The 26,048-nt window shown below is 29.5% G+C and carries 25 protein-coding genes; 1 reads left to right on the top strand and 24 read right to left on the bottom strand.

Annotated elements, in window-relative coordinates; all coding sequences use genetic code 11:
* Positions 1-9: 9 nt before the first annotated feature.
* The 7 genes from sufU to RWJ08_RS06345 all read right to left on the bottom strand — a co-directional run bounded on the left by sufU (position 10) and on the right by RWJ08_RS06345 (position 6,594).
* Entirely contained in the window at positions 10-435 is a 426-nt protein-coding gene (gene sufU / locus RWJ08_RS06375; RefSeq protein WP_313961474.1) for a Fe-S cluster assembly sulfur transfer protein SufU, read from the bottom strand.
* Entirely contained in the window at positions 425-1,654 is a 1,230-nt protein-coding gene (locus tag RWJ08_RS06370; protein ID WP_313961473.1) for a SufS family cysteine desulfurase, read from the bottom strand. Before RWJ08_RS06370 ends, sufU begins: the two co-directional genes overlap by 11 nt.
* Position 1,655: 1 nt before the next feature.
* Complete coding sequence (locus tag RWJ08_RS06365) at positions 1,656-2,687, bottom strand: SufD family Fe-S cluster assembly protein (RefSeq protein ID WP_313961472.1); 1,032 nt, start codon at positions 2,685-2,687, stop codon at positions 1,656-1,658.
* 11 nt (positions 2,688-2,698) lie between these two features.
* The gene (sufB, locus tag RWJ08_RS06360; RefSeq protein ID WP_313961471.1) at positions 2,699-4,114 is read right to left on the bottom strand and encodes a Fe-S cluster assembly protein SufB; all 1,416 of its coding nucleotides are present in this window, start codon (positions 4,112-4,114) and stop codon (positions 2,699-2,701) included.
* 2 nt (positions 4,115-4,116) lie between these two features.
* Positions 4,117-4,857 (bottom strand): Fe-S cluster assembly ATPase SufC, encoded by a 741-nt coding sequence (gene sufC, locus RWJ08_RS06355; RefSeq protein ID WP_293440441.1) that lies wholly within the window; start codon positions 4,855-4,857, stop codon positions 4,117-4,119.
* A 97-nt stretch (positions 4,858-4,954) separates the two neighbouring features.
* Entirely contained in the window at positions 4,955-5,314 is a 360-nt protein-coding gene (locus RWJ08_RS06350) for a hypothetical protein (RefSeq protein WP_009354411.1), read from the bottom strand.
* Between the two features lie 2 nt (positions 5,315-5,316).
* Positions 5,317-6,594, bottom strand: coding sequence for a DUF1576 domain-containing protein (locus RWJ08_RS06345; protein ID WP_313961470.1), 1,278 nt, complete (start codon positions 6,592-6,594; stop codon positions 5,317-5,319).
* 480 nt (positions 6,595-7,074) lie between these two features.
* Here RWJ08_RS06345 and RWJ08_RS06340 point away from each other — a divergent pair, with 480 nt between their 5' ends.
* The gene (locus tag RWJ08_RS06340; protein ID WP_313961469.1) at positions 7,075-7,890 is read left to right on the top strand and encodes a hypothetical protein; all 816 of its coding nucleotides are present in this window, start codon (positions 7,075-7,077) and stop codon (positions 7,888-7,890) included.
* A gap of 134 nt (positions 7,891-8,024) precedes the next feature.
* On the opposite strand, the gene RWJ08_RS06335 is transcribed toward RWJ08_RS06340, so the two are convergent.
* From RWJ08_RS06335 to RWJ08_RS06255, 17 genes are all read right to left on the bottom strand, one after another.
* A complete protein-coding gene (locus RWJ08_RS06335; protein WP_313961468.1) occupies positions 8,025-8,552 on the bottom strand; it encodes an isochorismatase family cysteine hydrolase in 528 nt (175 codons plus the stop codon).
* A 21-nt stretch (positions 8,553-8,573) separates the two neighbouring features.
* The gene (locus RWJ08_RS06330; RefSeq protein WP_313961467.1) at positions 8,574-9,662 is read right to left on the bottom strand and encodes a type II secretion system F family protein; all 1,089 of its coding nucleotides are present in this window, start codon (positions 9,660-9,662) and stop codon (positions 8,574-8,576) included.
* A gap of 1 nt (position 9,663) precedes the next feature.
* A complete protein-coding gene (locus RWJ08_RS06325; protein WP_313961466.1) occupies positions 9,664-10,854 on the bottom strand; it encodes a GspE/PulE family protein in 1,191 nt (396 codons plus the stop codon).
* Between the two features lie 8 nt (positions 10,855-10,862).
* Positions 10,863-11,669 (bottom strand): Cof-type HAD-IIB family hydrolase, encoded by an 807-nt coding sequence (locus RWJ08_RS06320; RefSeq protein WP_313961465.1) that lies wholly within the window; start codon positions 11,667-11,669, stop codon positions 10,863-10,865.
* Positions 11,670-11,715: 46 nt separating this feature from the next.
* The gene (gene glmS, locus RWJ08_RS06315) at positions 11,716-13,542 is read right to left on the bottom strand and encodes a glutamine--fructose-6-phosphate transaminase (isomerizing) (protein ID WP_313961464.1); all 1,827 of its coding nucleotides are present in this window, start codon (positions 13,540-13,542) and stop codon (positions 11,716-11,718) included.
* Between the two features lie 211 nt (positions 13,543-13,753).
* A complete protein-coding gene (locus RWJ08_RS06310) occupies positions 13,754-14,203 on the bottom strand; it encodes an ASCH domain-containing protein (protein ID WP_313961463.1) in 450 nt (149 codons plus the stop codon).
* A 335-nt stretch (positions 14,204-14,538) separates the two neighbouring features.
* Positions 14,539-14,823 carry a CC/Se motif family (seleno)protein gene (locus tag RWJ08_RS06305; RefSeq protein WP_264175399.1) on the bottom strand — a complete coding sequence of 95 codons (285 nt, stop codon included), beginning with the start codon at positions 14,821-14,823 and terminating at the stop codon, positions 14,539-14,541.
* A gap of 63 nt (positions 14,824-14,886) precedes the next feature.
* A complete protein-coding gene (locus RWJ08_RS06300; protein ID WP_313961462.1) occupies positions 14,887-15,843 on the bottom strand; it encodes an RluA family pseudouridine synthase in 957 nt (318 codons plus the stop codon).
* Positions 15,844-15,932: 89 nt separating this feature from the next.
* Entirely contained in the window at positions 15,933-16,517 is a 585-nt protein-coding gene (locus RWJ08_RS06295; RefSeq protein ID WP_313961461.1) for a TetR/AcrR family transcriptional regulator, read from the bottom strand.
* A gap of 94 nt (positions 16,518-16,611) precedes the next feature.
* Positions 16,612-18,672, bottom strand: a complete 2,061-nt coding sequence (gene fusA / locus RWJ08_RS06290) for an elongation factor G (RefSeq protein ID WP_313961460.1) — start codon at positions 18,670-18,672, stop codon at positions 16,612-16,614.
* A gap of 148 nt (positions 18,673-18,820) precedes the next feature.
* The gene (locus tag RWJ08_RS06285; protein ID WP_313961459.1) at positions 18,821-19,654 is read right to left on the bottom strand and encodes an RnfABCDGE type electron transport complex subunit B; all 834 of its coding nucleotides are present in this window, start codon (positions 19,652-19,654) and stop codon (positions 18,821-18,823) included.
* Positions 19,655-19,664: 10 nt separating this feature from the next.
* Complete coding sequence (gene rsxA, locus RWJ08_RS06280) at positions 19,665-20,240, bottom strand: electron transport complex subunit RsxA (RefSeq protein ID WP_009354833.1); 576 nt, start codon at positions 20,238-20,240, stop codon at positions 19,665-19,667.
* A complete protein-coding gene (gene rsxE / locus RWJ08_RS06275; RefSeq protein WP_293440467.1) occupies positions 20,240-20,854 on the bottom strand; it encodes an electron transport complex subunit RsxE in 615 nt (204 codons plus the stop codon). The genes rsxA and rsxE overlap by 1 nt, the downstream gene beginning before the upstream one ends.
* 10 nt (positions 20,855-20,864) lie before the next feature.
* On the bottom strand, positions 20,865-21,443 hold the full coding sequence (locus RWJ08_RS06270) for an RnfABCDGE type electron transport complex subunit G (RefSeq protein WP_009355019.1): 579 nt from the start codon (positions 21,441-21,443) through the stop codon (positions 20,865-20,867).
* A complete protein-coding gene (locus RWJ08_RS06265) occupies positions 21,443-22,900 on the bottom strand; it encodes an RnfABCDGE type electron transport complex subunit D (RefSeq protein ID WP_313961458.1) in 1,458 nt (485 codons plus the stop codon). The genes RWJ08_RS06270 and RWJ08_RS06265 overlap by 1 nt, the downstream gene beginning before the upstream one ends.
* Before the next feature lie 10 nt (positions 22,901-22,910).
* Positions 22,911-24,236 (bottom strand): electron transport complex subunit RsxC, encoded by a 1,326-nt coding sequence (gene rsxC / locus RWJ08_RS06260; RefSeq protein WP_313961457.1) that lies wholly within the window; start codon positions 24,234-24,236, stop codon positions 22,911-22,913.
* A gap of 301 nt (positions 24,237-24,537) precedes the next feature.
* Positions 24,538-26,048, bottom strand: a 1,511-nt coding sequence (locus RWJ08_RS06255) for an Ig-like domain-containing protein (RefSeq protein WP_313961456.1), incomplete at its 5' end; no start/stop codon positions are given.

Raw genomic sequence — 26,048 nt, 5'->3', positions numbered from 1 at the left:
CGACCATATTTAATTAGCTTCAAGTATATTTTTTAATGTATGCCAAGCAAGAACAGCGCATTTAACTCTTGCAGGCATTGTAGAAATATTTTGAAGAGCTACAGCATCCTTAAGTTTTTTAAGCTCATCGCCCTCAAGACCTTCTGTAATCATTGCCAAAAATGTTTCACAAAGTTCCTTTGCTTCGTCTAAAGTCTTTCCCTTAATTAAATCAATCATAAGAGATGTTGAAGCTTGGGAGATTGCACAACCTACTCCAACATATGAGGCATCTTTGATTATACCATCTTCAATATCTAATTGTAATGTAATTTCATCTCCACAACTTGGGTTATGACCTTTTTCTTCGTGAGTCGGATGTTCCAAATATCTTTTATTTTTTGTATTTCTACTTTCTTCTGTTATTATCTCAGTATAAATTTCTCTAATGTCCAAGATGTAATATTCTCCTTACTTCTTTTAATTTCTCAATGAAATATTCTACTTCTTCTTTAGTGTTATAGAAAGAAAAACTTACTCTACAAGTTGCATTTTCATTCAAATATCTATGCAAAGGCTCTGCACAATGATGACCACTTCTTATTGCAATTCCAAAGCTATCTAGTATTGAAGATACATCATGAGGATGAGCATCTTTTACATTAAAAGCTATTACAGGGCATCTGTTTTTGTCCTTTGTAGTATAAGTCTTTATGAAATCTAGCTTTTTCATTTCTTCAAAAGCAAAATTCATAAGTTCTCTTTCCAATTTTTCTATATAATCAAATCCCAATTCTTCTAGGTAGTCAATAGCAGAACCAAGTGAAGCAACTGCTCCTACATTTTGCGTTCCCGCTTCAAAACGACCTGCCGGTAAAAGATATGTTGAATAATCCTCATAAACATATTCAATCATGTCTCCTCCATAAAGGAAAGGATTCATTTCTTTTAAGAGGTCAAATTTTCCATAAAGTACACCAACGCCCATTGCACTTAACATTTTATGTCCTGAAAAGGCTAAGAAATCAACATCTAAATCCTGAACATCCAGTTTTTTATGTGCAACTATTTGTGATGCATCAACTAAAACTTTTGCTCCGTTTTTATGAGCGATTTCAATAACTTTTTTGATGTCAGGCATTGTGGCTACTACATTTGATGCAGCAGTTATACATACCAATTTTACTTTATCGGAAATTTTTTCTTCAAAAGATTTCATATCCAATTGGAAATTGTCATCAAGGTAAATATAGTTAAGTTTAGCACCTGTTTTTTCTTTTAAAAATTGCCAAGTACATAAATTACTATGATGCTCCATAATACTAAGCATTATTTCATCATCTTTTTCTAATTTGTTAAGATAACAATAGGCAACTAAATTAAGTGCCTCACTAGCATTTTTTGTAAAAATTATTTCAGTAGTTCTCTTTGCATTAAGAAAATTCTTAACTTTTTTTCTTGTTCCCTCATAAATTTCTGTTGCAGACATACTTAAGTAATGACTGCCTCTATGTGGACTTCCATTTTGATAAGAATAGTAATTTGTTATAGTATCAATAACAGCTTGTGGCTTTTGGCTTGTAGCTGCATTATCTAAATATATAACTTTTTTTCCAACTTTTTCTTCGTTCAAATATGGAAAATCTCTTCTAATATCAAGAATAGTTTTAGTCATATTATACCTCCGAAAGTTTTTTGGATAAAGTTGTATAAACTCTCTTTCTTATTTCTTCATTTTCTATTAAATCAATAGTTTCGGCAAATTTTGATTCTAAAATCAATCTCTTTGCTTCTGATTCGCTAAAACCACGGCTCATAATGTAGAATAATATGTTTTCATCAATTTTACCTGCACTTGCTGCATGAAGTCCTTCAACATCATCTTCAGTACAAAGTAAAATAGGAACTGCAACATTTCTTATATCATCTGAAAGTAATGTTACATATTCTTGTTCAGAACCTTTAGAAGTAGATGATCCACGCTTAAAGTCAATAGTTACTCTACAAGTCTTTTGAGCTTTGTCCGCTAATGCTCCCTTAATCGCCAAATCATAATTTGTAGCACGTCCTCTTTGAGTTGCCACATAATTAAAATCTAATTTTTGTTCGTTTTTGCCGAAATAAATAGAATTTACGTTGACATTTGAATTGTTATCAACGAGATCTCCTATATAGGAAACATAATTTTCTCTGCCTCCTAAATCGACTTGAACAAATTCAACATTTGCATTTTCTTTAACTTTGTAATAAACGCTTTGAATACTCAAAACATCTAAAGAAAATCTTTGAGAAATATAAATTTTTACATCACTGTTTTCTTCCGCTTCAACTTCTATAATAGAATGTCTAAAACCTTTAATATTTTCATCTGAAAAATAGTCCAAAGTCAAGTTTAAAGTTGAATTTTTTTCTGCTCTTATTTTTATAATATCAACTAATTGATTATTTTCTTCATTTAATTCTAACGAAACAACTTGATTTAAACAATTTTCTTTTGTTGAAATAAAATCCATTTTAAGATTTGTAAACTCTTTTAATTTTTCAGTTATCTCATCTGAAAAAGAAAATTTTTCATAAGAAAAAATAAGATTTTTGCTTTCACTCTTAATTAAAGAATACTCTTTTGGATTTAAATTAGGTAATAGTACTTCTGTATTATTAACTCTTGTTGCATTCCAAGTATTACTTGGTATAAAATTTCCTCTCATACAGACACCCCCTAACCAATAGTTCCTTCAAGTTCTAGATTAATCAAAGCATTCATTTCAACAGCATATTCCAAAGGTAATTCCTTTGCAATCGGTTCAGCAAAACCTCTAACAATCATGGCTTTTGCCTCTTCTTCAGGAATACCACGACTCATTAGATAGAAAATTACATCATCGTCAATTCTACCAATTTTTGCTTCATGACCTAAGTCAATATCTGATGTTTGAATATCTATTACAGGGATTGTATCTGATTGAGATTCTTGATCCAACATCAAAGATTCACAAGTTACAGTTGATTTACAACCTGGACAATTTGGTTTTACACTTACAAGTCCTCTGTAAATAGCAACTCCATTACCCTTTGATATGGATTTTGAATTTATTGATGAGCTTGTTCTTGGAGCAGCATGAATAACTTTTGCTCCTGTATCTAAGTACTGATCTTTACCTGCAAAAGTGATTCCTGTAAATTCACTCTTTGCTCCTTCTCCTCTCAATACACTCATCGGATATAGTAAACTTACCTTTGAGCCAAAGGATCCAGAAACCCATTCAATAGTTCCATTTTCATCAACAATTGCTCTTTTTGTATTTAAGTTATACATATTTCTTGACCAGTTTTCAATTGTAGAATATCTTAAAGTTGCATTTTTCTTTACAAAAAGTTCAACCGCTCCAGCATGAACATTTAAAACATTATATTTTGGAGCTGAACAGCCTTCGATAAAATGACAATAAGCTCCTTCCTCAATGATAATTAAAGTATGTTCAAATTGTCCCGCACCCGGTGCATTAAGTCTGAAATATGATTGTAGTGGAATACTTACATTAACTCCCTTTGGAACATAAACAAAGGAGCCACCACTCCAAACTGCATAATGTAATGCAGCATATCTATGATCTTCAGGCTTTATGCAAGTCATAAAATATTCTTTTATTATATCAGGATATTCTCTTACGGCAGTTTCAAAATCAGTGTAGATTACACCTTGATTTTTCATTTTTTCAGTTAAGCTATGATAAACAACTTCACTGTCATATTGAGCTCCAACCCCTGAAAGTTCTCTCTTATATTCAGCTTCCGGAATTCCAAGAGCATCAAATGTACCCTTAATATCTTCAGGTAATTCATTCCAATCTCCACTCATTTTCGCATCCGGACTGATATAAGTTGTAATTTCATTTATATCAACAGGAGATAAATCAGGTCCCCAATTTGGATTTTTAGACTTTTCAAAAACTTCCAAAGCTTTAAGTCTTAAATCTAACATCCAATTTGGTTCATTTTTCTCCTTAGAAATTTGTTTAACAATATCACGAGTTAAGCCTTTCTCTGTTTTTGAAGAGTATCTTACCTCGTTTTTTATATCATAGACACCTCTGTCCATTTCTTCTACTTGTGTTTTTTTTCTTTCTGATGCCATAACTACACCTCTTGTTCAATCCATAAATAACCTTCTTTTTGAATTTTATCAATCAAAGAAGCATCTGATGTTTTAACAATTTTACCATCATATAAAACATGAACATAATCCGGTTTAATTCTTGATAATATTGCTCTATGATGAGTTATGATTAAAATTGATTTATTTTCATTTTTAAATTTTTCAACATTTTCTGAAACAATTCTAACAGCGTCAATGTCAAGACCTGAATCTGTTTCATCCAACATTACAAATGTAGGATTTAACATTACCATTTGTAAAATCTCTGTCTTTTTCTTTTCACCACCTGAAAAACCAACATTCAAATATCTTTGAGCATAGGAAGTATCCATTGTTAAACTTTCCATTTTTTCTTCAAGCTCTTTTTGAAACTCAACAACACTTTCTTTTTCTCCTGTTATTGACATTCTTGCAGCTCTAATAAAATTAGAAACAGTAACTCCAGGTACTTCTTCAGGATTTTGAAAAGACATAAACATTCCAAGTTTTGCTCTTTCATCAGCTCTTAATTCATTTATGTTTTCGCCCTTGAAAAATATGTCGCCTTTTGTAACTTCATAGTTTGGATGAGCCATAATTGAATTAGTAAGAGTAGATTTTCCTGCACCATTAGGTCCCATAATAACATGAACCTTTCCTTCAAAAATATCTAAATCTATACCTTTTAAAATTTCTTTATCTCCAACATTAACATGAAGATCCTTTACCTCTAATATTTTCATATATGTTACTCCTTATAGTAGTTTTATTTAGCATAATTGTAATACCCCATAGAGCAAGACAATAAACTAATATGTACAATTCACCAAATACTAAAGGCTAGAAATTTCTAACTAATAAAATAGTCAAAAGACCATCATCGGAATAAGAAACTATAGCTTCATCAACCATAGAGCCTAATGCATCTATATTTGATATGTCACTTGAATTGCTTCCTAATCCTATTAAATTATCATAATAATTTTCAAACTCAGGAAGTCTTGCAGAATTCGAAATTCTATTTAATTCTTCTAAATCTTTTGGCTTTATTTTTACATTTCCCTCAGCAATAACTCTTAGAGAATCTTTTTCTATTTTAAAATCTATTTTTAAATTTTGAACTCTTTTACTAAAATAATAATGAACAAGTCCACTAACTATTAACTTAGCACAATTTTCTTCATTTTTTATTGTATTCAAAATTATTCCTCTCCTTTATTATAAAAAAATCTCGAATTTCTAATTGACTCAAAAATTGGAACTAATGTTGCTGCTACAAAGCCTCCTGAAAAGCCATTGTTATAAAGGTTTAAGCCTCCATGCAAGACTCCAACACTAGAAACAATTGATACATGGCAGAAGCCTGCAAATACTCCAGCTATAAAACCATACTCTCCAGCAACTGGAGCTAAATTTGTTGCAAATAAAATAGTAACTGTTGCAGAAACACTATGTGGATTATAAATATTTAAAAAGTACGCAATTAATGTTCCTACAAGAATAGGTAATACATTTCTAATATGTTTACCGAATATTCCAAAACCAAAAATGGTAAATATACCACCAAGAACTGGTCCGTTTAAAGGTTGGTTCATAATTAACACATAAGTAGTATATATAATTCCAAGTGCAGCCATATTAATCATGCTGACACCTCTACCATAAATATTCCCAAAATCAGATGGAGCCCTACCACTATTCTTTAATAAATTTCCTAAATTTTTAAAACTAAATCCATTTAGATAAAATCCTAAAACAAAAACTATAGTAAAAAATATATACATTATAATTGCAATTCGTAAATTTCCATCACTTACAACATTTACATTTTTTACTTCTAAATTAAAAGATTTAAAAACCCCTTGAATGAAAAGACCAATAACTCCACATGTAAAACCAATATTATATAGGCTGTAACCCTGATGGAAACGTAAAAATGATGCAGAGAGTGCAGGAATAATCATTCCAATAAAAATCCCAATTGCATAAGAAATAAGTAATCCTTTAAAAAACGGAAGCCCTATTCCAAAACATAAATAACTTACAACAGGACCGAGTGCTGTTCCAAACAGACTATTCATTGTCAATGTATTAAATTTTAAACCTTCGATTTTACCATAAAGGTAAACTCCAAAAGTTATTGGAATTGTATTAAATAGATTTTTTCCAAAAAGAGAAAAACCAAAAAGCGTAAAAAGTGCTGCTATAATAGGACCTGTCAACAACTGCTGTCTTTTCCACAATACAAAAGATGCAAGTAACATAAGAAGACCAGCATTTAAAAATGTTGCTCCTATTCCTCCTACCGCCATGTAATCAGTAAGTAAGTGACTTGGAGATTTTAAAATATTAATATATCCGTATAAAATTTCTTTAGGACTGTCAAAAAGAAAGCTGACAGACATCGCTAAAATAGAAAATACAAATATTGCATCATATCTATAATGGTTTTTTACATATATTTTTTCTCTACTCAACACATTTCCTCCAAAATTTTCTCATATATATTGTATCATAATAAAAAAGAAATGTGAATAACTAAAGTACTTAAATATAAAAAAGATTATAAAATTTAGTGTCGACAAAAAAATTATTTATTTTCTTATCGATATTTATTATTAATAACAAGCCTTAAAAATTATATTTTAAATAATTATATACCTTAAAGACGTTTTCGTCGTTAATTAAATTATACAACTTATGTTAATAATTTTCAAGAATTATACTGAACTTAATTATATATAATATTTTACATTATTTTCATATTTATATATAAATTCTTAATAATAAAGTTATATGAACTAAAAAACTATATAAATTAATGTAAAACAAGCCTGCTTTTTTAGGTTATTTTATTATGAAGGTATTGAAAAAAATTTATATTTGTTTATAATAGATAATAGAATTTATATTTGTATGTTAATTTATACATTATAAAAGGTAAAAGGAGATGAAAATTTATGAAAAAGAAATTAATTGCTTTATTCTTAACAGGTTTACTTGTCGTAGGTTGTGGAAAACAAGAAGCTAAAAAAGAAGGATTAAGTCAAGAAAAAATCGAACAAATCAAAAGTAAATTAGGCAATGAAGTTGAAATGGATTCAAAAAAAATATTGACTAAAAAATTAAAACTTCAAGAATTAAAAGATGAAGAAGTAGCTGAAATGATAAAAGTTTATGATTTTAACTATAATCAAAATGCACTTAATGCAGCAAAAAATTATAAGAAACAAGCTGAAGAAAAAGGAACAGAACTTACAGAAAAAGATTTAAAATCATACTTAACAGAAGAAAAAGAAACTACTGGTGGTTTTACTGATGATGAAGTAACTTATGCTATTTCAAAAACTGATCTTAATAACTCACCTTTAGTATTAAAAAGCAAAGACGATACTTGGGAAGTAAAAGGAAAGTTCAAATTAAAAATTAATAGCGTAAAAACTACAACTGAAAGAAATAGATTTACAACTAAAAAGCCCGCTAAAGTTGTTTATATAATTTACTCCTATGAAAATTTAGGCTATAAAGGTAAAGGACAAGATTTATATATAAGACCAGCTTTAGTTGTTGATGAAAAAGGGGAAAATGCAGATACATATCCATTGAATGTAGAAAAAAAGGTATCACCTACTCCAATCGGTTCAAAAACAACTGGACAAGAATGTTATGGCTTAACTAATGACAGTAAAAAAATAAAGATTAAATTTGAACATAATGATGATTCAGATTATAACAAAAAATATAAAGTAACATATGAACTTGATATAGAAGACTAATACTAAATTATGGAACAAAAAAGCAAGTTAGTTTTAAAATAACTTGCTTTTTATTGTGAAACAACGAGGTTCCCGGCTACCCACCCGATGTGAATAATCGTGGAAGGGTGGGGTTCTTATTTATTGAAAATTTATTAAATAAATTCTTCTTTATATTCATCTAAATACAAAACATTTACCATATTTGACCAATTTAGTATTGACCCTATAAAATCTTGAATATCTAATCCAGGCATTTCATAAGTATTTTCATCACAAACCGTTCCAGTTGCATCTTCTATAAAATAGACCTTAAAATTTTTATCAGCAGCAACTATAGACGTAAACAAACAACAATATTCAGTATTAAAGCCACAAATAACCAATTCTGTGATGCCTTCATTTTTTAAAATTTTTTCAAGATTAGTATTGAAAAATGAGTCTGGCTTACTTTTCTCAACTATATATTTTGCATTTATATCCAAATTATCTATTATTTCAATACCTTCACAATTTTTGTATAAAGGGCTTTCAACATTTTCATCAAGATGTTTTGTAAAAATAATTGGCATATTCTTACATTTAAAATCCTCAATCAACCACCTAATTTTATCTATTTCATTACTACAATCTCTTTGACTTATTATCCCTTTCTGTAAATCAATTACAAGTAATGCTCTCATATATTACCTCCATTAAAATAATTATTCTATACTTATTCCATTTGATAAATCAAAAATTGGAATAGCTATTGCAAATACAATGAATGCTACAAATAAGGAGATTAAAACTATAATTAAAGGTTGTAAATACTGTAATATTTTATCAACTGAATAATTTATTTTTGAATCATAGTATTCCGTTGCACTCTCTAGTATTTCAACTAAATTTTCACTACTTTCCCCTATTGCAAGCATATTTATAAAAGCGGGATTAAAAATCAAATCATCATTTAAAGACTTTGAAATTAAATTACCACTTTTTATTTCTAAAATCGCCTTTTCCAAATGTTCTTGTATAAATACATTTCTAGTAGAATTTTTTATTATCTCTAAGCTATCAACTATATTTATATTTCCATTAAGCAAGATAGTAAAGTTTTTGGCAATTACCGAAGTTATATAGTTTTGATAATGTGATTTTATATATGGAATTTTAAATAGTAATTTTCCAAAAAATCTTCTAACTTTATATTTTTTTAAAATTAGTTTTAGAAATAGGATAAAAACCAAGATTCCTAAAATAATATAAAGATAATTATATTTAACAAAATCAATGCTTTTAACTAAAAACTTTGTAATAGCAGGTAATTCAATATTACTATCTTCAAAAATATCCAAGAATGTCGGTATAACATTATTCAAAAGAAAAATTAAAACTATAACTGTAACCGACAATAAAATAAAAGGATAAGTTAATAAACTTATAAGTTTTTGTTTAAGTTTATACTTTTTTTCATAGTACAAAGATAGATATAGAAAAACTTCAGACAGTCTTTCCGAACTTTCCCCCGACTTTATCAAAGATAAAAATAAATTGTCAAATTTATTAACTTTTAAAAAGGAGTTATACAAATCATGTCCCTGCAATAAATTTTCATAAACTTCTGAAAAAATTTTCTTTAAATTTTTATTTGGTGAAGTTTTTGAAAGCAAGTTTATAGTTTCTGCAGTATTAATATTTGATTTTAAAAGAAGTCCTGCTTCTTTTAAAGAAATACTTAAATCTAATAAGTTGTGTTTATTTCCAATTTCCATATTCAAAATATTAAAAACTTTTTCTTTAAAGCTCATTTTAAAATTCTCCTAATGAAAATAAAATTTTATTTACTTCCTCAAAACTCGTTATTCCATCTGCAATTTTTCTTAATCCATTTTTATATAAACTTTCATTTCCGTTTTTCTTAAAATATTCATAAAGTCTTACACTATTACAATTTCCATTTATTATTTCTTTTATTTCATCATCTAAAATTAAAGATTCCAAAATTAAAGTTCTACCAATATATCCTCTATTGCAATGTTCACAACCACATTTTTCATAGATATATTCGGGTATTTCAAGATTATTTTTCTTAAAAATCTCTTTTTCAAAATTTGTTAAATCTCTTTTAATTTTACATTTTGGGCAAAGTTTTCGAACAAGTCTTTGAGATAGAATTGCTATTACACCCGAAGAAATAACATAATTTTCTATTCCTAAATTCAAAAGTCTTATTATTGCCGAAACCGTGTCTGCAGTATGCAAAGTCGTAAAGATAAGATGCCCTGTTATTCCTGCTCTTAGAGCAATGTTTGCAGTTTCCCTATCTCTCATCTCTCCAACTAAACCAACTTCAAAATCTTGTCTTAACATCGCCCTAAGACCTGTCGCAAAGTCAAGTCCCAAAGCCGAATTTATATTTATTTGATTTATTCCACTAATTCTAACTTCAACCGGATCTTCCAAAGTAATTATGTTGATATTTTCATTTTGTAATTTTTTTACAAATGAATACAATGTAGATGACTTTCCACTTCCCGTAGGACCACTTATAATTAGAACTCCATTTGGACTTTTTATTATATTTTCAATTAATCGTCTTTCTTCATCGTATAATCCTAGATTTTCTATATCTATTTTAAAATTTCCTGCATTTAAAATTCTCATTACAATTTTTTCACCCAAAATTACAGGAACTGATGCAACTCTAATGTCAACTAAATTTCCATTAAAATCAAAATCCAGTCTTCCATCTTGTGGCATTCTCTTAATTGTAATATCCATTTTTGAAATAATTTTTATACGAGAAATGATGATGGGAGCATTAAAACTATTTATTTGATAAATGTCAATTAGCTCTCCATCTATTCTGTATCTTATATAAAAATTGTCTTCTCTAGGTTCAAAATGTATATCTGAAGCATTATTTTTAATTGCATTTAAAATAACTTCATTTACAAAACTTTCCACATTTTTGATTTTTTCAACAAAATTCTTTTCCATAATTTCCTCTAAACAAATTTTCTTATGGCTTTTGCAACCCCGTCATTTTTATTCGTATCAGTTATATAATCAACATTTTTCTTAACATTTTCCATTGCATTTCCCATTGCAACAGAAAGTCCACAAATATTTAACATAGGTATATCATTTTCTCCATCGCCCATTGCAATAGTTTCTGATATATCTATATTGTTAAGCCTGCATATTTCCTTTAAGCAAGAGCCTTTATCCGTATCTTTTGCCATTAACTCAAGAAAAAATGGAAGAGAAAAAGAAATAGTGTATTCATTCTTTATGGTATTGGTAAATTTATCGTCCAATTCTTTTAATACATCATATTCTTGACATATTCCTATTTTCAAAACTTTTTCTTTCAATTTATTATCTTTAATATATTGTTTTACATCTTTAACTCTAGCTATTTTTGGATTTATAAATTTTGAAATAATTTCAACATATTCATCTTTTGAATCTTTTGTAAAAATAAAGTCCTTTAAGAAAATAATAGGTGAAAAACCGTTATTTTCAATAATATCTAAAACATCAAAAATATACTTTTTTTCTAAACTCTTTACGAATTTTGGAACCTCACTATAAGTTGTTGAAATCAAACTACCATTTAAAGCCCCATAGTAAGTATCTAAACTTAAACTTTTTAAAATTTCTTTAACTGTAAACTCTTCTCTACCTGAAATAAAAGCGATTTTAACACCTTTGTTCATCGCATAAAATAAGCTGTCTTTAACTTCATCAGATATTTCATGATTTTCGTTAAAAGTAGTGCCATCCATATCAAGCGCTATTAACTTATACATAATTTTCTCCTTTATTTAAAAAAGGGACTTCCCAGTCCCTTTAAATCTATTCAACCGTAACAGATTTTGCTAAATTTCTTGGCTTATCAACATCATTTCCCTTTGCTAATGATGCATAATAAGCAATAAGTTGACTTGCAACAATCGAAATTATAGGCATTAAAATTTCTATAGTACCTGGAATTAATATTCTTTCATCAGAAACATCAAGATTGTTATCTAAATGAGTTATTTCAAAAACTTTAGCTCCTCTAGCTTTAACTTCTTTTACATTTGAAATAATTTTTTCATATAATCTTTCTTGAGTCGCAATCACAAAAACAGGTGTACCGTCCTCAATCAATGCAATAGTTCCATGCTTTAACTCTCCGGCTGCAAAGCTTTCAGTGTAAATATATGAAATTTCTTTTAATTTCAATGCACTTTCCATAGCAGTATAGTAGTCAAGACCTCTTCCTAGATAGAAACAAGTAGTCTTATCCTTTAATTCTAATGCAATTTTTTTGTAAATTTCTGTATCTTTTAATAATAATTCTATCTTACTAGGCAATTCCTTTAAATGATTAATTATATTCTTATATTCATCGTCAGAAATTGTTCCTAAAATTTCAGCAAATTTCAAAGCAATCATATAAAGAGCTGTAACTTGTGTTGTATATCCTTTAGTACTTGCAACAGCAATTTCAGGACCTGCCCAAGTATAGAATACATTGTCAGATTCCCTAGCTATTGAAGAACCTACAACATTTGTAACACTCAAGATAGTTGCTCCTTTTGCTTTAGCTTCTCTAAGAGCAGCTAAAGTATCAGCAGTTTCTCCTGATTGACTGATTATTATAACTAAAGTTTTATCATCAATCATTCTGTCTGAATATCTAAATTCGGAAGCAACATCAACAATTACCGGAAATCTCAAAGCCTTTTCTAAAATTTCTCTACTTACAAGACCTGAATGGTATGCTGTACCACATGCAACAACATAACATTTATTGAACTTTTTCAAATTTCCTTCTAATAAACTTTCCATTCCATCTAAGATTAATTTATCATTTTCATTTAATCTTCTACGGAAAGTTTCTTCAATTACTTTTGGTTGTTCGTAAATTTCTTTTAACATAAAATGATCATATCCGTCCTTAGTAGCTGATTCAATGGACCAATCAATATGTTTAATCTCTCTTTTTACAACATTATTTTTTTCATCATAAATTGTATATTTTCCATCTTTAAAATGAATTAAATCTCCATTTTCAAGATAAATAACATCTCTTGTATATTTTAAAACTGCAATAACATCTGAAGCAATATAAAATTCGCCATCTCCAATACCTACAATTAATGGACTTTCTTTTCTTGTTCCGATAAGTTCATTAGTATCTTGTCTTAAAATACCAAAGGCATAACTTCCCTTAACCTTATTTCTCATCTTGAAAACAGTGCTTAAGAAATCTCCATCATCCAAATCTTCCAATAATTGTGGAATAACTTCAGTATCAGTTTCAGACTTAAAAACAAAATTCTTCTTTAAAAGTTCTTCTTTCAAAAGTAAATAATTTTCAATTATTCCATTATGAACAACTGCAAACTTTGAATTCATACTCAAATGTGGATGTGAATTTTCATTTGACGGAACTCCATGTGTAGCCCATCTTGTATGCCCAACTCCAATATTTGAAATCTTATTTTTATATTCACTTTCTAATTTTTCTCTTAAATTACTAATTCTTCCAACAGTTTTAACAACATCTATCTTATTATTATCTAAGAATGCAATTCCTGATGAATCATATCCTCTATATTCTAAAGTTTCTAGTCCATTTAAAATTATATCAATGGCATTTGAACTGCCAATATATCCAACAATACCGCACATAAAATTTCCTCCTAACAATAATTTTACTGCTACTTATTCACATATTTTATCATATTTTACAATTATTTTCAAGTGACAAACTAGCTTAGATTGATAATTCAATTATCTTACTATTCTATTAATGTAAAATTATTAAAGTTGAATTTACATAATAATCATAAGAAAGGCAACAAAAAAAACAGTAAAACTTTTAATTTACTGTTTTCAATAATTAATACACTTTTTCAAATACTTCACATACCATAGGAGCTTGTTCATAAAATTCTTTCCCCGAGTTTTTAAATTCTTCAGTAAAATATTCATCGTGAACTTTTTTCCAATACTCATAACTTCTATCACCTTCACCTTCAAGCCAAGCATGATTAAATGATATTAAATTATATTCTAAAATATATACCTCTCTTGTTATTGTAATACATTTGGGCTCTCCTGACCCATCTAAAATAATATTGTATTCACCAACCTTTGGAATTTCTTCATCTTCTTCGAAAAGATCGTAAGCTCCAGTTGTGGCAGTTTTAATTCCACTATTTACTAAATCAGCTAATTCATCAGCCATTTCTTTTGTGTTTCCAAAACTCCACGCTTCATATTTTGTACCTATAGGAATATTTTTTTCCTTACAAAATTTTTCCCAATATTTTTTAATTTTATGATTCATAATCTTTAACCTCTAAAAGTTATTTTATAATTGCTATTAAATATTCCAAACCGTAAAAATTTCCAGAAGAAATTTCAATAAATGCATCTTTTGGAATTTTTCTACTTACATATACATTATATTCATCAACTTCAAAAAAGTCAAAAGCATTAGTATTTTTTGGTATACCAATCGAAACCGACGGTTTTAATTCCGTTGGGCAATTTCAGTTGCTCCAACCTTTAAGCTCAACAATTATATCTCTTTGATTTTCTTTTAAAAGTTTCACAGCTTTATTATTTACAACAACTTTAATAAAAATCACTCCTAACAAAAAAGGCTGAATTAACAGCCTTTTAAACAATTATTCCATTAACTACTAAATTTTCCATAAAAAGAAAACTCATAGTTGAAACATTAACAGTATCATTAACTGCTTTAATTCCATTCATAAGATACACATCAATTCCATCTACATTTTCTAATGTGTATTTTTCTACATCTAAAGGTCTACCTAATGAAGCCATTGGTTTAAAAACAGTACCACTTCAGGAACTACAACCTTTAACATCAACAGTTATAACACTGTTATTTTTGCTATTCAAAAATTTTTTTGCTTTTTCATCAATTATAATTTTCATAATACTCTCCTATAATGTTCTGTAAGGAAAATATACCCAGCACAAAAGCTATATAACTTTTTATCAAAATATTTTTCGAATTATATTTTTATAAAGATTATCCATTGGAGCAAAAAATTCTTTATTGTTAAGATAACTTAAATCTCCAGTAATATTTTTAAAAATCATCGTTTCCGCATGTAAAAATTGACTTCTTAAATCAAAATTATCTCTAAAAAACTTATTAACTTTTGCATTTCCATATTTAATATCACCAATAATACAAAATCCCTTACTACTTAAATGACTTCTAATCTGGTGTGTTCTTCCAGTAATAAGCTTTATTTTAAGCAGACTAAAATCATCATTATTTTGTTCTACATAAACTTCTGTTATAGATTCTTTCCCATTTCTAGAAATTGAGGATTTGTTTTTTTCTTCATCTTTTTCAAGCTTTTCATTAATTACAAAATTTTTTTTGACCTTTCCGCTTACTATGGTTTTATAATACTTTTCAATAGATTTTTCCTTTATTTTATTTAACTCTCTAAGGGCTTTAGAATTTTTAGCTCCTACAACAAGACCTGAAGTATTTCTATCCAATCTATTAATAATCGCAGGAACAAAAGTCTTTTCAGCTCTTGGATTATAATCACCCTTTTCAAGCAAATATCCTATCATAAAATCCACTAAATTATTTCCATAATCTTCTTTAGAAGATGCATGAGACAATAAATTTTTAGGTTTATTCATAACAATAATATTTTCATCTTCATAAACAATATCAAGCTTTTTTGAATATGAATATTTCTTTGACTTTGAAACAATCAGCTTTTCAAGTTCTTCCTCATAAATAAAAATATTAATTACATCATTTAAGGCTAATATATAACTTGAATCAACTTTTTTTCTATTAACTTTTATCTTTTTTGTTCTCAAAAATTTTTGAATCATAGAAGTACTCGCATTATTCAAATATTTTTTTAAAAATCTATCAATTCTTTGTCCGGAATCATTATTATTAACTTCAATATCTCTCATAATTATCTCACTTATTTAAAATTTAAATTCAATTAAAACAAATTATAAACCAAATAATTTTTTATGTCAATGAAAAAAGAGCTGTTATACTACTCTTCTAAATTTTTTAGATAATCATAAATAAAATTTTTAAGAACCACTCTGTTCTTAGAAAATGAATTTTTTGCAGTTAATACTTCTCTTCCTAAAATTAGACTGTTCATAAAGTCTGTTAAAAAATCATATTCATAATAATTAAAAGAAAATCCAAATTTTTCATAGAGTTTTTTTAACTCAATGAAAGTCTCTTCTTTCAATTTCAAGAATAATTTTTCTAAATTGTCATCGTATTGCTTTTCTTGAAGAAACATAACATAAACCTTAGAAAGTTCATTATCATCTAGAATTTTTTCTGTAATCATTTCTGCAACAGCATCATATTTATCCAAATTTTTATTTATAGTCAAAAAATTATCTACTATATTGTACCTATATTCACAACCATCTTCCATTAGGTCATAGAGCATATCAGAAGTACTTTTATAATATCTATAAACTCCGCCTTTACTCATTTTGCTCTCGGCAATGACATCTTCCATAGTTGTGTTATGAAATCCCTTACTAAGAAATACATTTTTAGCAGCATATCTTATCTGCCATTTTCTTTCCTCTGCAGGTAATCTTTCATTACGCATATACTCTCTCCTTTAGTTCTTCATATGTAAAAAAATCCACCCTTATATAATGTGTTATATCGTAGAAGGGTGGATTTTATAATTATCTACTTATCTATTTTTCTGCTTTTGATTCTTCCATAATCTTTTCAGCAATATTTGCAGGGACTTCTTCATATCTATCAAATTCCATAGTAAAGTCTCCTCTTGCTTGAGTCATTGATCTTAAATCTATAGCATATTCAAAAAGCTCTGAATGTGGTGCTTCTCCAATAACAAGTTGAGTTCCATCTTCAAGCATTTCCATACCTAAAACTTTTCCTCTTCTCTTATTCAAGTCACCCATTACATCACCCATATAGCTTTCTGGAATTCTAACTTCAACTTTCATTATAGGTTCAAGTAAAACAGGATTAGCTTGTTCCATACCTTTTTTAAATGCTAGAGATGCAGCAATTTTAAATGCCATTTCGTTAGAGTCAACTGGATGATATGAACCATCATAAAGAGTTGCCTTAACATTTACAACAGGATATCCCGCTAAAATTCCTTTTTCAAGACTATCTCTGATACCTTTTTCAACAGCTGGGAAGTAATTTCTAGGAACAGCTCCTCCAAAAACTTCTTCAGCAAATTCAAACTCTTCTGTAGTTGGTTCAAATCTCATAAATACATCCCCGTATTGACCTGCACCACCAGATTGCTTTTTATGTTTTCCTTGAACATCAGACTTTCCTTTAATAGTTTCTCTATATGCAATTCTTAAAGGAACAATATTTGTTTCTACACCATAAACATTTTTTAGTTTATCTAAAACAATTTGAAGTTGAACATTTCCTTGTCCACCGATTAAATGTTGTTTTGTTTCTGCATTTCTTTCAGAAACAAAACTTGGATCTTCTTCATGTAATTTATGAAGAGCTTGGGAAATCTTATCTTCATCATTTTTTGATTTAGGTTCAATTGCAAAATAAAGATTTGGTTTAGGATACTTAATCTTCTTATAAAGAGTTTTATTTACTTTATCACAAATAGTATCTCCTGTTTCAGTTAGATTAAGTTTTGAAACAGCTCCAATATCCCCTGCAATAATTTCTGATGTTTCTATTTGAGTTTTTCCTCTTAAGAAGAAAAGTCCAGCAGCCTTATCTAATTCATCTTTAGTTGAATTAAAAATTTCAGTATCTTTAGTAATCTTACCACTCATCACTTTGAAAATTGAAATTCTTCCAACAAATGGGTCAACAACAGTTTTAAAAACAACTGCTGAGAAAGGTTCATTAACATCAATTTTTCTAACATTATCATCTTCATTTCTAAAGCCTCTTTTTGCTCTTTCATCATTTGGAGCAGGCATATAATCAGTGATAACATCAAGTAACATATCAATTCCGGCTCCTGTTGTAGCAGAACCACAAATCAAAGGAACAGCAGAACCATTTAATAATGCACTTGTAACACCCTTCATAAATTCTTCATGACTAAATTCTTCTCCATCGAAAAATTTTTCCATAAGTTCATCATCTGTTTCTGCTACAACTTCCACTATTGTGTCATAAACATGATTTACTTCTTCAATTCTTATTTCAGGAATTTCAACTTCTTTTCTTTCAAATCCATCATATTCATAAGCTTTTTTATTTAAAACGTCAATAATACCTTTAAAATTTTCCCCTTCGCCTAAAGCAAGTGTAAATGGAATAACTTTTTTACCAAAAGCTATGTGTAAATCACTAACTACTTTCGCAAAGTTTACATTTTCTTTATCCATTTTATTTACAAAAATGATTCTTGGTAATTCAATACTTTCAGTATATTTTAAGACCTTTTCAGCTCCTACTTCTATACCATTTTGTGCATCTAAAACAACCAAAGCAGCTTCAGATGCCCTTAGAGAACTATAAACTTCTCCACTAAAATCAAAATACCCCGGAGTGTCAATTAAATTTATCTTAAAGTCTCTCCATTCAACTGGTGCAATAGCAGTTGAAATAGAAACTCCTCTTGAAATTTCTTCTTTATCAAAGTCAGTTACGGTATTTCCGTCCTCAATCTTACCAAGTCTTTTCAAATTGCCTGTTTTATAAAGTAAAGCTTCACAAACTGAAGTCTTACCACTGGCACTATGTCCGACTAACGCAAGATTTCTAATCTTTTCTGTAGAATATGATTTCATATCTAATTCCCCCTAACATATTGTAAAATAGATAAATTAATACCTTAAAGATATTATAATATGGAAATGTTTTCAAGTCAAGTTTTTTTATAAAAAAATTATATTAAAAGGATGCATAAAAAAAGAGCGAATTTTCTTCGCTCTTAAGTTATGCTACTTCATTTACTTTTTCAGCCATTTTCTTTATTAGTCCTGGATGAATTGCATTTGTAGGACATTTATCCGCTGCTTGTAAAAGTAAATCTTCATCTAAACCATGTTTGTAATTTAGAACAGCCAAATTGTTTTCGATAACAAATGCTTCAGGATATACTCTTGCACACATTTTACAACCAATACATCCAACTTTACAAGCATTTTTAACAACATTCCCAGCTGCAAAACTCTTACATTTTACCATAACTGTTTGTTCGTAAGGAACTAAATCAATTAGGTTCTTTGGACAAATTTCTATACACTTATTACAAGCTGTACAATTTTCTTTATTTACAACTGCAATCCCATTTATCATATCTATTGCATTGAATCCACAAACATCTTGACAAGTACCACAGCCTAAACATCCATAAGCACAAGTCTTACTTCCACCTTGCATTGAGTTGTTTACTCTACAATCTCTAATGCCAGTATATATGTATTTTTCTTTTGCAAAGTCTTTATCACCTTGACACATTACACAAGCTACCATTCTTTGAACTTCGCCAGCTTCAGTTCCTAAAAGTTTTGCAAGTCTTGCAACTAAGTCAGCTCCACCAACAGGACAAGCATTTATTCCTGCAGTTCCTTCCGCAATGGCTTTTGCAAGACCATCACAACCTGGAAATCCACAAGCACCACAGTTTGCCCCAGGTAATTCATTTCTGACTTGTATAACTTTTTCATCTACTTTTACAAAAAATACTTTTGATGCAAATCCAAGTATCAATGCAAATACAATACCTAAAATACTAAGTAACAAAACTGGTATCATTATATCATTCATAATCTCACCTCTATACTAATCCCGCAAATCCATAAAATGCTAAAGACATAAGTCCAATGGTAATTAATGTAAGAGGAACTCCTTCAAGATTTTTAGGAACTTCTGTTACTTCCAATTTTTCTCTTATAGAAGCCAAGCAAACAATGGCTAATAAAAAGCCTAGAGATGCTCCTAAACCATTAAATATTGTTTCTAACAAATTATATTCTTTTTGTATATTTGTAATTGCAACACCTAAAACTACACAGTTTGTTGTTATAAGTGGTAGGAAAACTCCCAAAGCATTATAAAGATTTGGACTCATTTTTTTAAGTACCATTTCAACAAATTGTACTAAAGTTGCTATTACAAGTATAAATACGATTGTTTGTAAATATTCAAGTCCTAAAGTATCCAATAATGTTTTTTGAATTACCCATGTTACAGCACTTGAAATTGTAATTACAAATGTAACTGCCATACCCATACCAAATGCAGTTTCAACTTTATTTGATACACCAATCAGTGGACAAATTCCTAAAAATTGTCCTAAAACATAGTTATTTACTAAAATTGATGCAACTAAAATTTTTAATATTGTACCCATTAGTTACCTCCTTCTTTTTTAGCATTAACTTTTTTACTTAACATATTAAATCCTGCTACCAAAAGTCCAAGAATAATGAAAGCTCCTGGAGCTTGTGTGATAACACCAATACTTACATAATTTTTTCCAAGAATTGGAAATCCTAGCCAAGTTCCATTACCTAAAACTTCACGAACACTTGCTAGTACAATCAATGCACAAGTAAATCCAATTCCTTGTCCTACTCCGTCTATCATTGATGAAAAAACTGAATTTTTTGATGCAAAAGATTCTGCTCTTGCTAAGATTAAACAGTTTACTACTATAAGTGGTATAAAAAGTCCCAAACTATCATAAAGTGCAGGTATGTAAGCTGATAAGAACATTTGTACCAATGTTACGAATGTAGCTATAATTACTACATAAGCAGGAATTCTCACTTTATCTGGAATAAATTTTCTAAGGCTCGAAATTACAATATTTGAACAAGTTACTACAAATATTACTGATGAACCCATACCTATCGCATTTACAACACTTGTTGTTACCGCTAAAACGGAACACATACCAACAAGTTGAACAAGTACAGGGTTGTTTGAAAATATACCATCAAAGAAAATCTTTTTTAATTTCATATTGTCCCTCCTACTTTGCAAGTTCTTGTAATGCATCTATTGCGGCATTTAATCCATTTAAAACTGCATTAACACTTATTGTTGTTCCTGTTATTGCTTGAATATCATTATCTGCATCTGGATGTAAATTTTTTACTAGATGTTCAGTAACTTTGTTTCCGACAACACTTTTTGCATATTCATCAGTCGTTACTCTACTTCCAAGTCCAGGTGTTTCACTATGTTTTAAAACTTTAAACCCAACTATAGTTTGACTTTCGGTATTTACAGCCATAAGCATTGAAATGTCTCCACCATAACCATTTTTTCCTAATGTTTTAAAAACATATCCCACAGTTTTATCTGATTTCTTCGCAACTTCTATTTTTTCTATATTTTTTATCTTTGTTTTTATTGTATTAAGTTTTTCTTCTTCTAAAGTTTCAAACTTATCTGCATCAGAAAAAACTTCCTTCAAAGCTGCCTCATATTGAGCCTTTTCTCTTGCTTTAATAACCGGAGAAGTAAAACTATTTGCAAACGCAAGGACGAAACCTGCAATTGCAGTAATTATAAACAATCTGACTGTCAATTTAATAGTTTCTTTCATTACTTTTTAACTCTCCCTTCTCCAAAAACTTTAGGGACACAATATTTTTCCAAAAGTGGTGTTAAGATATTCATAAATAGAATAGAATAACTTACACCTTCAGGTAAATTACCAAAGTTTCTTATAAGTGCGGTAATTATACCACAACCCATAGCGAAAAATATTTGAGCTTTTCTATTAACGGGAGCTGATACATAATCAGTAGCCATAAAGAATGCCCCTAATATAAGTCCACCCATTAAAAGTTGAACTGGCAAATCAGCTATAGCTGTTCCTGTAAGAGCTAAAACAACTGCTGTTGTGGATATAAATACTAGTGGAATTCTAAGTTGAATAACTCCTCTATATAACAAATATCCAGCTCCAATCAATAAGCATATAGTTGAAACTTCACCGATACAACCTCCTCTAACACCAATAAATGCTTCAAGAAAATTAACTTGAGTTCCCTTTGATAAAGGTGTTGCAAAAGTTGTAGCATCTAGTGAAGAGTAAGTTGATGAATTTATTAAATTTGAAATTGTTGTATTAGGTGCAGCATAATTTGCCATTGCTGTTGGGAATGACGCCATTAATGCAGCTCTTGCAGCAAGCGCAGGGTTCATAAAGTTCATTCCCAGTCCACCGTATAATTGTTTAACGATTATAATAGCGAACATACTTCCAAGTGCAACCATCCAATAAGGAATTGTAGATGGCACATTGAAAGCTAAAAGCATTCCGGTAATTACTGCTGAATAATCTTTTATAGTAATAGGTCTATGTGTTAATTTTTCGTAAATATATTCAGAACCTACTGCAAAAACTACAGATACTAATGTAACTAATAATGCTCTTAACCCAAAGAAATAAATTCCAGCAAGTAATGTTGGTATCAAAGCTATAACAACATCTCTCATAACAGTACTTACTGTTGCTTCACTTCTTAAATGAGGAGATGATCCAACAAATAATCTCATTTGTGGTTCTTCGTTACGTCCTCCTCTTGCGGGTCTTTCTCTTCTTTCCCTTGTAGGCCTTTCTTCTGAAGAATCTCCAGCTTCAGCAGATCTCTCTCTTCTTTCTCTTGCAGGACGTTCTGCCCTCTCCCTAGGTTCTCTTGGAGTTCTTTCACGTCTTTCTCTTGCAGGTCTTTCTGCCTTCGCTTCTTCACATGATTCTGAATTTTCTACAGTTTCAGAACTTGTTGATACATCATCAGATGCAACTCTTGATCTTCTTTCCCTTGCAGGACGTTCTGTCCTCTCTCTAGGTTCTCTTGAAGTTCTTTCTCTTCTTTCTCTTACAGGTCTTTCTGATTTTGTTTCTTCAGTAGTTGAAGCTGTTTCAATATTTTCACCTTCAACTTCTTTTACTTCTTCAACATTTTCAGTTATGACTTCAGTTTCTTTTGTATCTATATCTGTTCCCTTTTCCAATTCAGAAGGGACTTCAACTTTTAAATCTTTTTCGTCCATAGTACCCTCCTTATTCTCTCTTTCCTTTACCTTGTTTTCTAACTTCAGCTTTTCCAAGTCTAATAGTTTCAACTAAAGGTCTATTTGACGGACAAATATATGAACAGGATCCACATTCAATACAATCCATTAAATGTAATTTTTCAGCTTCTTCAACTCTATGCTTCAAAGTATATAGCTGTAAATACAAAGGCTGTAAGTATACAGGGCAAATATCAACACATCTACCACATCTTATGCAAGGACTTACAGCTTTAGGAGCGCTTTCTTCCTGAGTCATAAAAAGTAGTCCACCCATAGGTTTACCTGTAGTTACATTAGGAGTATATTGAGTTTCACCCATCATTGGTCCACCTGAAATAATTTTTCCAGGTTCACTTTCATATCCTCCAATAAATTCTACAATATCAGAAACTTTTGATCCTACTCTAACCATAACATTTTGTGGATCTTTTAGTGCATGTCCTGTCATAGTAACCAACTTTTCATATAGAGGTTTCCCATGTAAAACAGCATCATTAATAGCAATCGCAGTATTAGCATTTATTACTCTTATCCCAACCGCAGAAGTAGAAGCTCCTGAAGGTACAACTATTCCGGTTGTAGCTTGGATAAGTCTTTTTTGATCACCTTGAGGATATTTAGTCTTTACAACACTTACTGTTATCTCAGGATAAGATTTTGATGCTTCTTTTAACTTATCAATAGCAAGTGGCTTATTATCCTCAATACCTAATATACCTTTTTTGGCCCCCATTGCTTTCATTGCTAATAAAAGTCCCATAACAACTTTTTCAGGATATAATTCCATCATAAGTTGATCACTTGTTAAATATGGCTCACATTCAGCGCAGTTTATTATTATGTAGTCTGTAACTTGTCCTTCTCTAGCAGTTAACTTAACATGAGTAGGAAATCCTGCACCTCCAAGTCCGACAATTCCGGCTTCTTTTATGGCGTCTATTATGTCTGTCGCGCTTACTTCATCAATTGTTAAATTCTTTTCTTCATATCCCAATTCGTCTAAACCATCATTTTCGATAGTTACTCCTTGACACATAACACCTGTTGCAGTCATAATCTCATCAATAGATTTAACTTTTCCACTAACACTTGAATGAACATTTGCAGAAATAAAAGCTGAAGCTTCACCAATTTTTTGTCCAACTTTTACTAAATCATTCTTGCTAACCAAACAAGTAGCGGGTGCACCTGAGTGTTGTGATAGAGGTATGGTTACTATCTTAGGTACAAAACCAAAATTTATCGGCTTCGAATTAGTCAACTCTTTAAAGTCGTGGATATGCTTTCCACCTTTAAAAGTGTTCACACTCACTTTATTCACCTCTTTTTTCATATCACAATTTTTAAAACTCTCTGTATAAACAAAATTAATAATAAAAAAATTGCTAGTACAGAAAAACTAAATTTTAAAAACTTGTATTCATAATTATTTTACATCATTTTTACTTCAATGTCAATTTAAATTTAGACAGCAAATCGATTGATAATCTTAAAACTTCCACAAATTATTCTTTTTTAAATAAAAAAATTTTATTGATTATTATACAAAAAAAGATTGGAGTTTTAATTCCCAATCTTTTCTTTCTTTTTATCAAATATTAACTTTTAAGAAACTATTTCTTTCTCTTTCTTCTATATCTGATCTTCATTCCTCCAAGTGCCCCAGCTGATAATCCTAGTAATACTGTATATAATCCTGTATTTACTCCATATCCTGTCTTTGGTACTTGTAGTCTTGGTCTTAATGGTGTTGGATTTGTTGTTTCGTTTGTATCAAAGTTATTACTTCCATCTACTACATTTGCTTTGTTTACTATCTTTTCGCCATTTACATTTTCATCTACTTTTACTTTGAAAGTAACTTCGAATGTTTCTCCATTAGCTACTTTTTCTTTTGTCCAAGTGATTTCTCCATCTTTGTAAATTCCGTTATTATCTGCTGAATTTTCTACATAAGTTGTATGTTCTGGAATTCTATCCTTTATTACAACTTTTTGGTCTTTTCCTGTAGTATTTGTATAAGTAACTTTATAAAGTAATTCTTGTCCTGCCTTAACTACTTGTCCATCAATACTTACACGATCATTTTGTGGTTCAAATACATCCTTTACTGGCTTTGTAGGTGTTGGATTTGTTGTTTCATTTGTATCAAAGTTGTTATTTCCATCAACTACATTTGCCTTGTTAAGAATCTTTTCGCCATTTACATCATCATTTACTTTAACTTTGAAAGTAACTTCAAATGTTTCTCCATCCGCTACTTTTTCCTTAGTCCAAGTAATTGTTCCATCCTTGAAACTTCCGTTATTATCTGCTGAACCTTCTACATAAGTTGTATGTTCTGGAATCTTATCAGTTATTGTTATTTTTTGGTCTTTTCCAGTAGTATTCTTGTAAGTAATCTTGTAAAGTAGTTCTTGGCCTGCTTTTACTTCATTACCATCGATGCTAGTTTTGTTATCACTAGGAGCAAAAACATCTTTTACTGGCTTTGTAGGTGTTGGATTTGTTGTTTCGTTTGTATCAAAGTTGTTACTTCCATCAACTACATTTGCTTTGTTAAGAATCTTTTCGCCATTTACATTATCATTTACTTTTACTTTAAATGTAACTTCGAATACTTCTCTATCAGCTACTTTTTCTTTAGTCCAAGTAATTGTTCCATCTTTATATACACCATCATTATCCGCAGAAACAAATGTTGTATGTTCTGGAATCTTATCAGTTATTGTTACTTTTTGTTCTTTTCCAGTAGTATTCTTGTAAGTGATTTTGTAAAGTAATTCTTGGCCTGCTTTTACTTCATTACCATCAATACTTGTCTTATCATCTTTACTATCAAAAACATCTTTTACTGGTTTTGTAGGTGTTGGATTTGTTGTTTCATTTGTATCATAATCATTATTTCCATCAACTACATTTGCTTTGTTAAGAATCTTTTCACCATTTACATCAGCTTTTACTTTTACTTTGAAAGTAACTTCAAATGTTTCACCATCAGCTACTTTTTCTTTAGTCCAAGTAATTGTTCCATCTTTATATACACCATCATTATCTGCAGAAACAAATGTTGTATGTTCTGGAATCTTATCAGTAATAGTTACTGTTTGTTCTTTTCCAGTAG

Source organism: uncultured Parvimonas sp. (assembly GCF_963524015.1).
Classification (GTDB): Bacteria; Bacillota; Clostridia; order Tissierellales; family Peptoniphilaceae; genus Parvimonas.
This window is presented reverse-complemented; position numbering and strand designations above follow the sequence as displayed.

Bases quoted from the DNA above. Each gene is read 5' to 3' on its own strand.
- RWJ08_RS06265 (WP_313961458.1), bottom strand. From the start codon at position 22,900: ATGGACGAAAAAGATTTAAAAGTTGAAGTCCCTTCTGAATTGGAAAAG.
- RWJ08_RS06335 (WP_313961468.1), bottom strand. From the start codon at position 8,552: ATGAGAGCATTACTTGTAATTGATTTACAGAAAGGGATAATAAGTCAA.
- RWJ08_RS06370 (WP_313961473.1), bottom strand. From the start codon at position 1,654: ATGACTAAAACTATTCTTGATATTAGAAGAGATTTTCCATATTTGAAC.
- RWJ08_RS06330 (WP_313961467.1), bottom strand. From the start codon at position 9,662: ATGAGCTTTAAAGAAAAAGTTTTTAATATTTTGAATATGGAAATTGGA.
- fusA (WP_313961460.1), bottom strand. From the start codon at position 18,672: ATGAAATCATATTCTACAGAAAAGATTAGAAATCTTGCGTTAGTCGGA.
- RWJ08_RS06325 (WP_313961466.1), bottom strand. From the start codon at position 10,854: ATGGAAAAGAATTTTGTTGAAAAAATCAAAAATGTGGAAAGTTTTGTA.
- sufB (WP_313961471.1), bottom strand. From the start codon at position 4,114: ATGGCATCAGAAAGAAAAAAAACACAAGTAGAAGAAATGGACAGAGGT.
- RWJ08_RS06310 (WP_313961463.1), bottom strand. From the start codon at position 14,203: ATGAATCATAAAATTAAAAAATATTGGGAAAAATTTTGTAAGGAAAAA.
- RWJ08_RS06300 (WP_313961462.1), bottom strand. From the start codon at position 15,843: ATGAGAGATATTGAAGTTAATAATAATGATTCCGGACAAAGAATTGAT.
- sufC (WP_293440441.1), bottom strand. From the start codon at position 4,857: ATGAAAATATTAGAGGTAAAGGATCTTCATGTTAATGTTGGAGATAAA.
- RWJ08_RS06320 (WP_313961465.1), bottom strand. From the start codon at position 11,669: ATGTATAAGTTAATAGCGCTTGATATGGATGGCACTACTTTTAACGAA.
- RWJ08_RS06365 (WP_313961472.1), bottom strand. From the start codon at position 2,687: ATGAGAGGAAATTTTATACCAAGTAATACTTGGAATGCAACAAGAGTT.
- RWJ08_RS06295 (WP_313961461.1), bottom strand. From the start codon at position 16,517: ATGCGTAATGAAAGATTACCTGCAGAGGAAAGAAAATGGCAGATAAGA.
- RWJ08_RS06340 (WP_313961469.1), top strand. From the start codon at position 7,075: ATGAAAAAGAAATTAATTGCTTTATTCTTAACAGGTTTACTTGTCGTA.
- RWJ08_RS06285 (WP_313961459.1), bottom strand. From the start codon at position 19,654: ATGAATGATATAATGATACCAGTTTTGTTACTTAGTATTTTAGGTATT.
- glmS (WP_313961464.1), bottom strand. From the start codon at position 13,542: ATGTGCGGTATTGTTGGATATATTGGCAGTTCAAATGCCATTGATATA.
- RWJ08_RS06270 (WP_009355019.1), bottom strand. From the start codon at position 21,443: ATGAAAGAAACTATTAAATTGACAGTCAGATTGTTTATAATTACTGCA.
- rsxE (WP_293440467.1), bottom strand. From the start codon at position 20,854: ATGAAATTAAAAAAGATTTTCTTTGATGGTATATTTTCAAACAACCCT.
- rsxA (WP_009354833.1), bottom strand. From the start codon at position 20,240: ATGGGTACAATATTAAAAATTTTAGTTGCATCAATTTTAGTAAATAAC.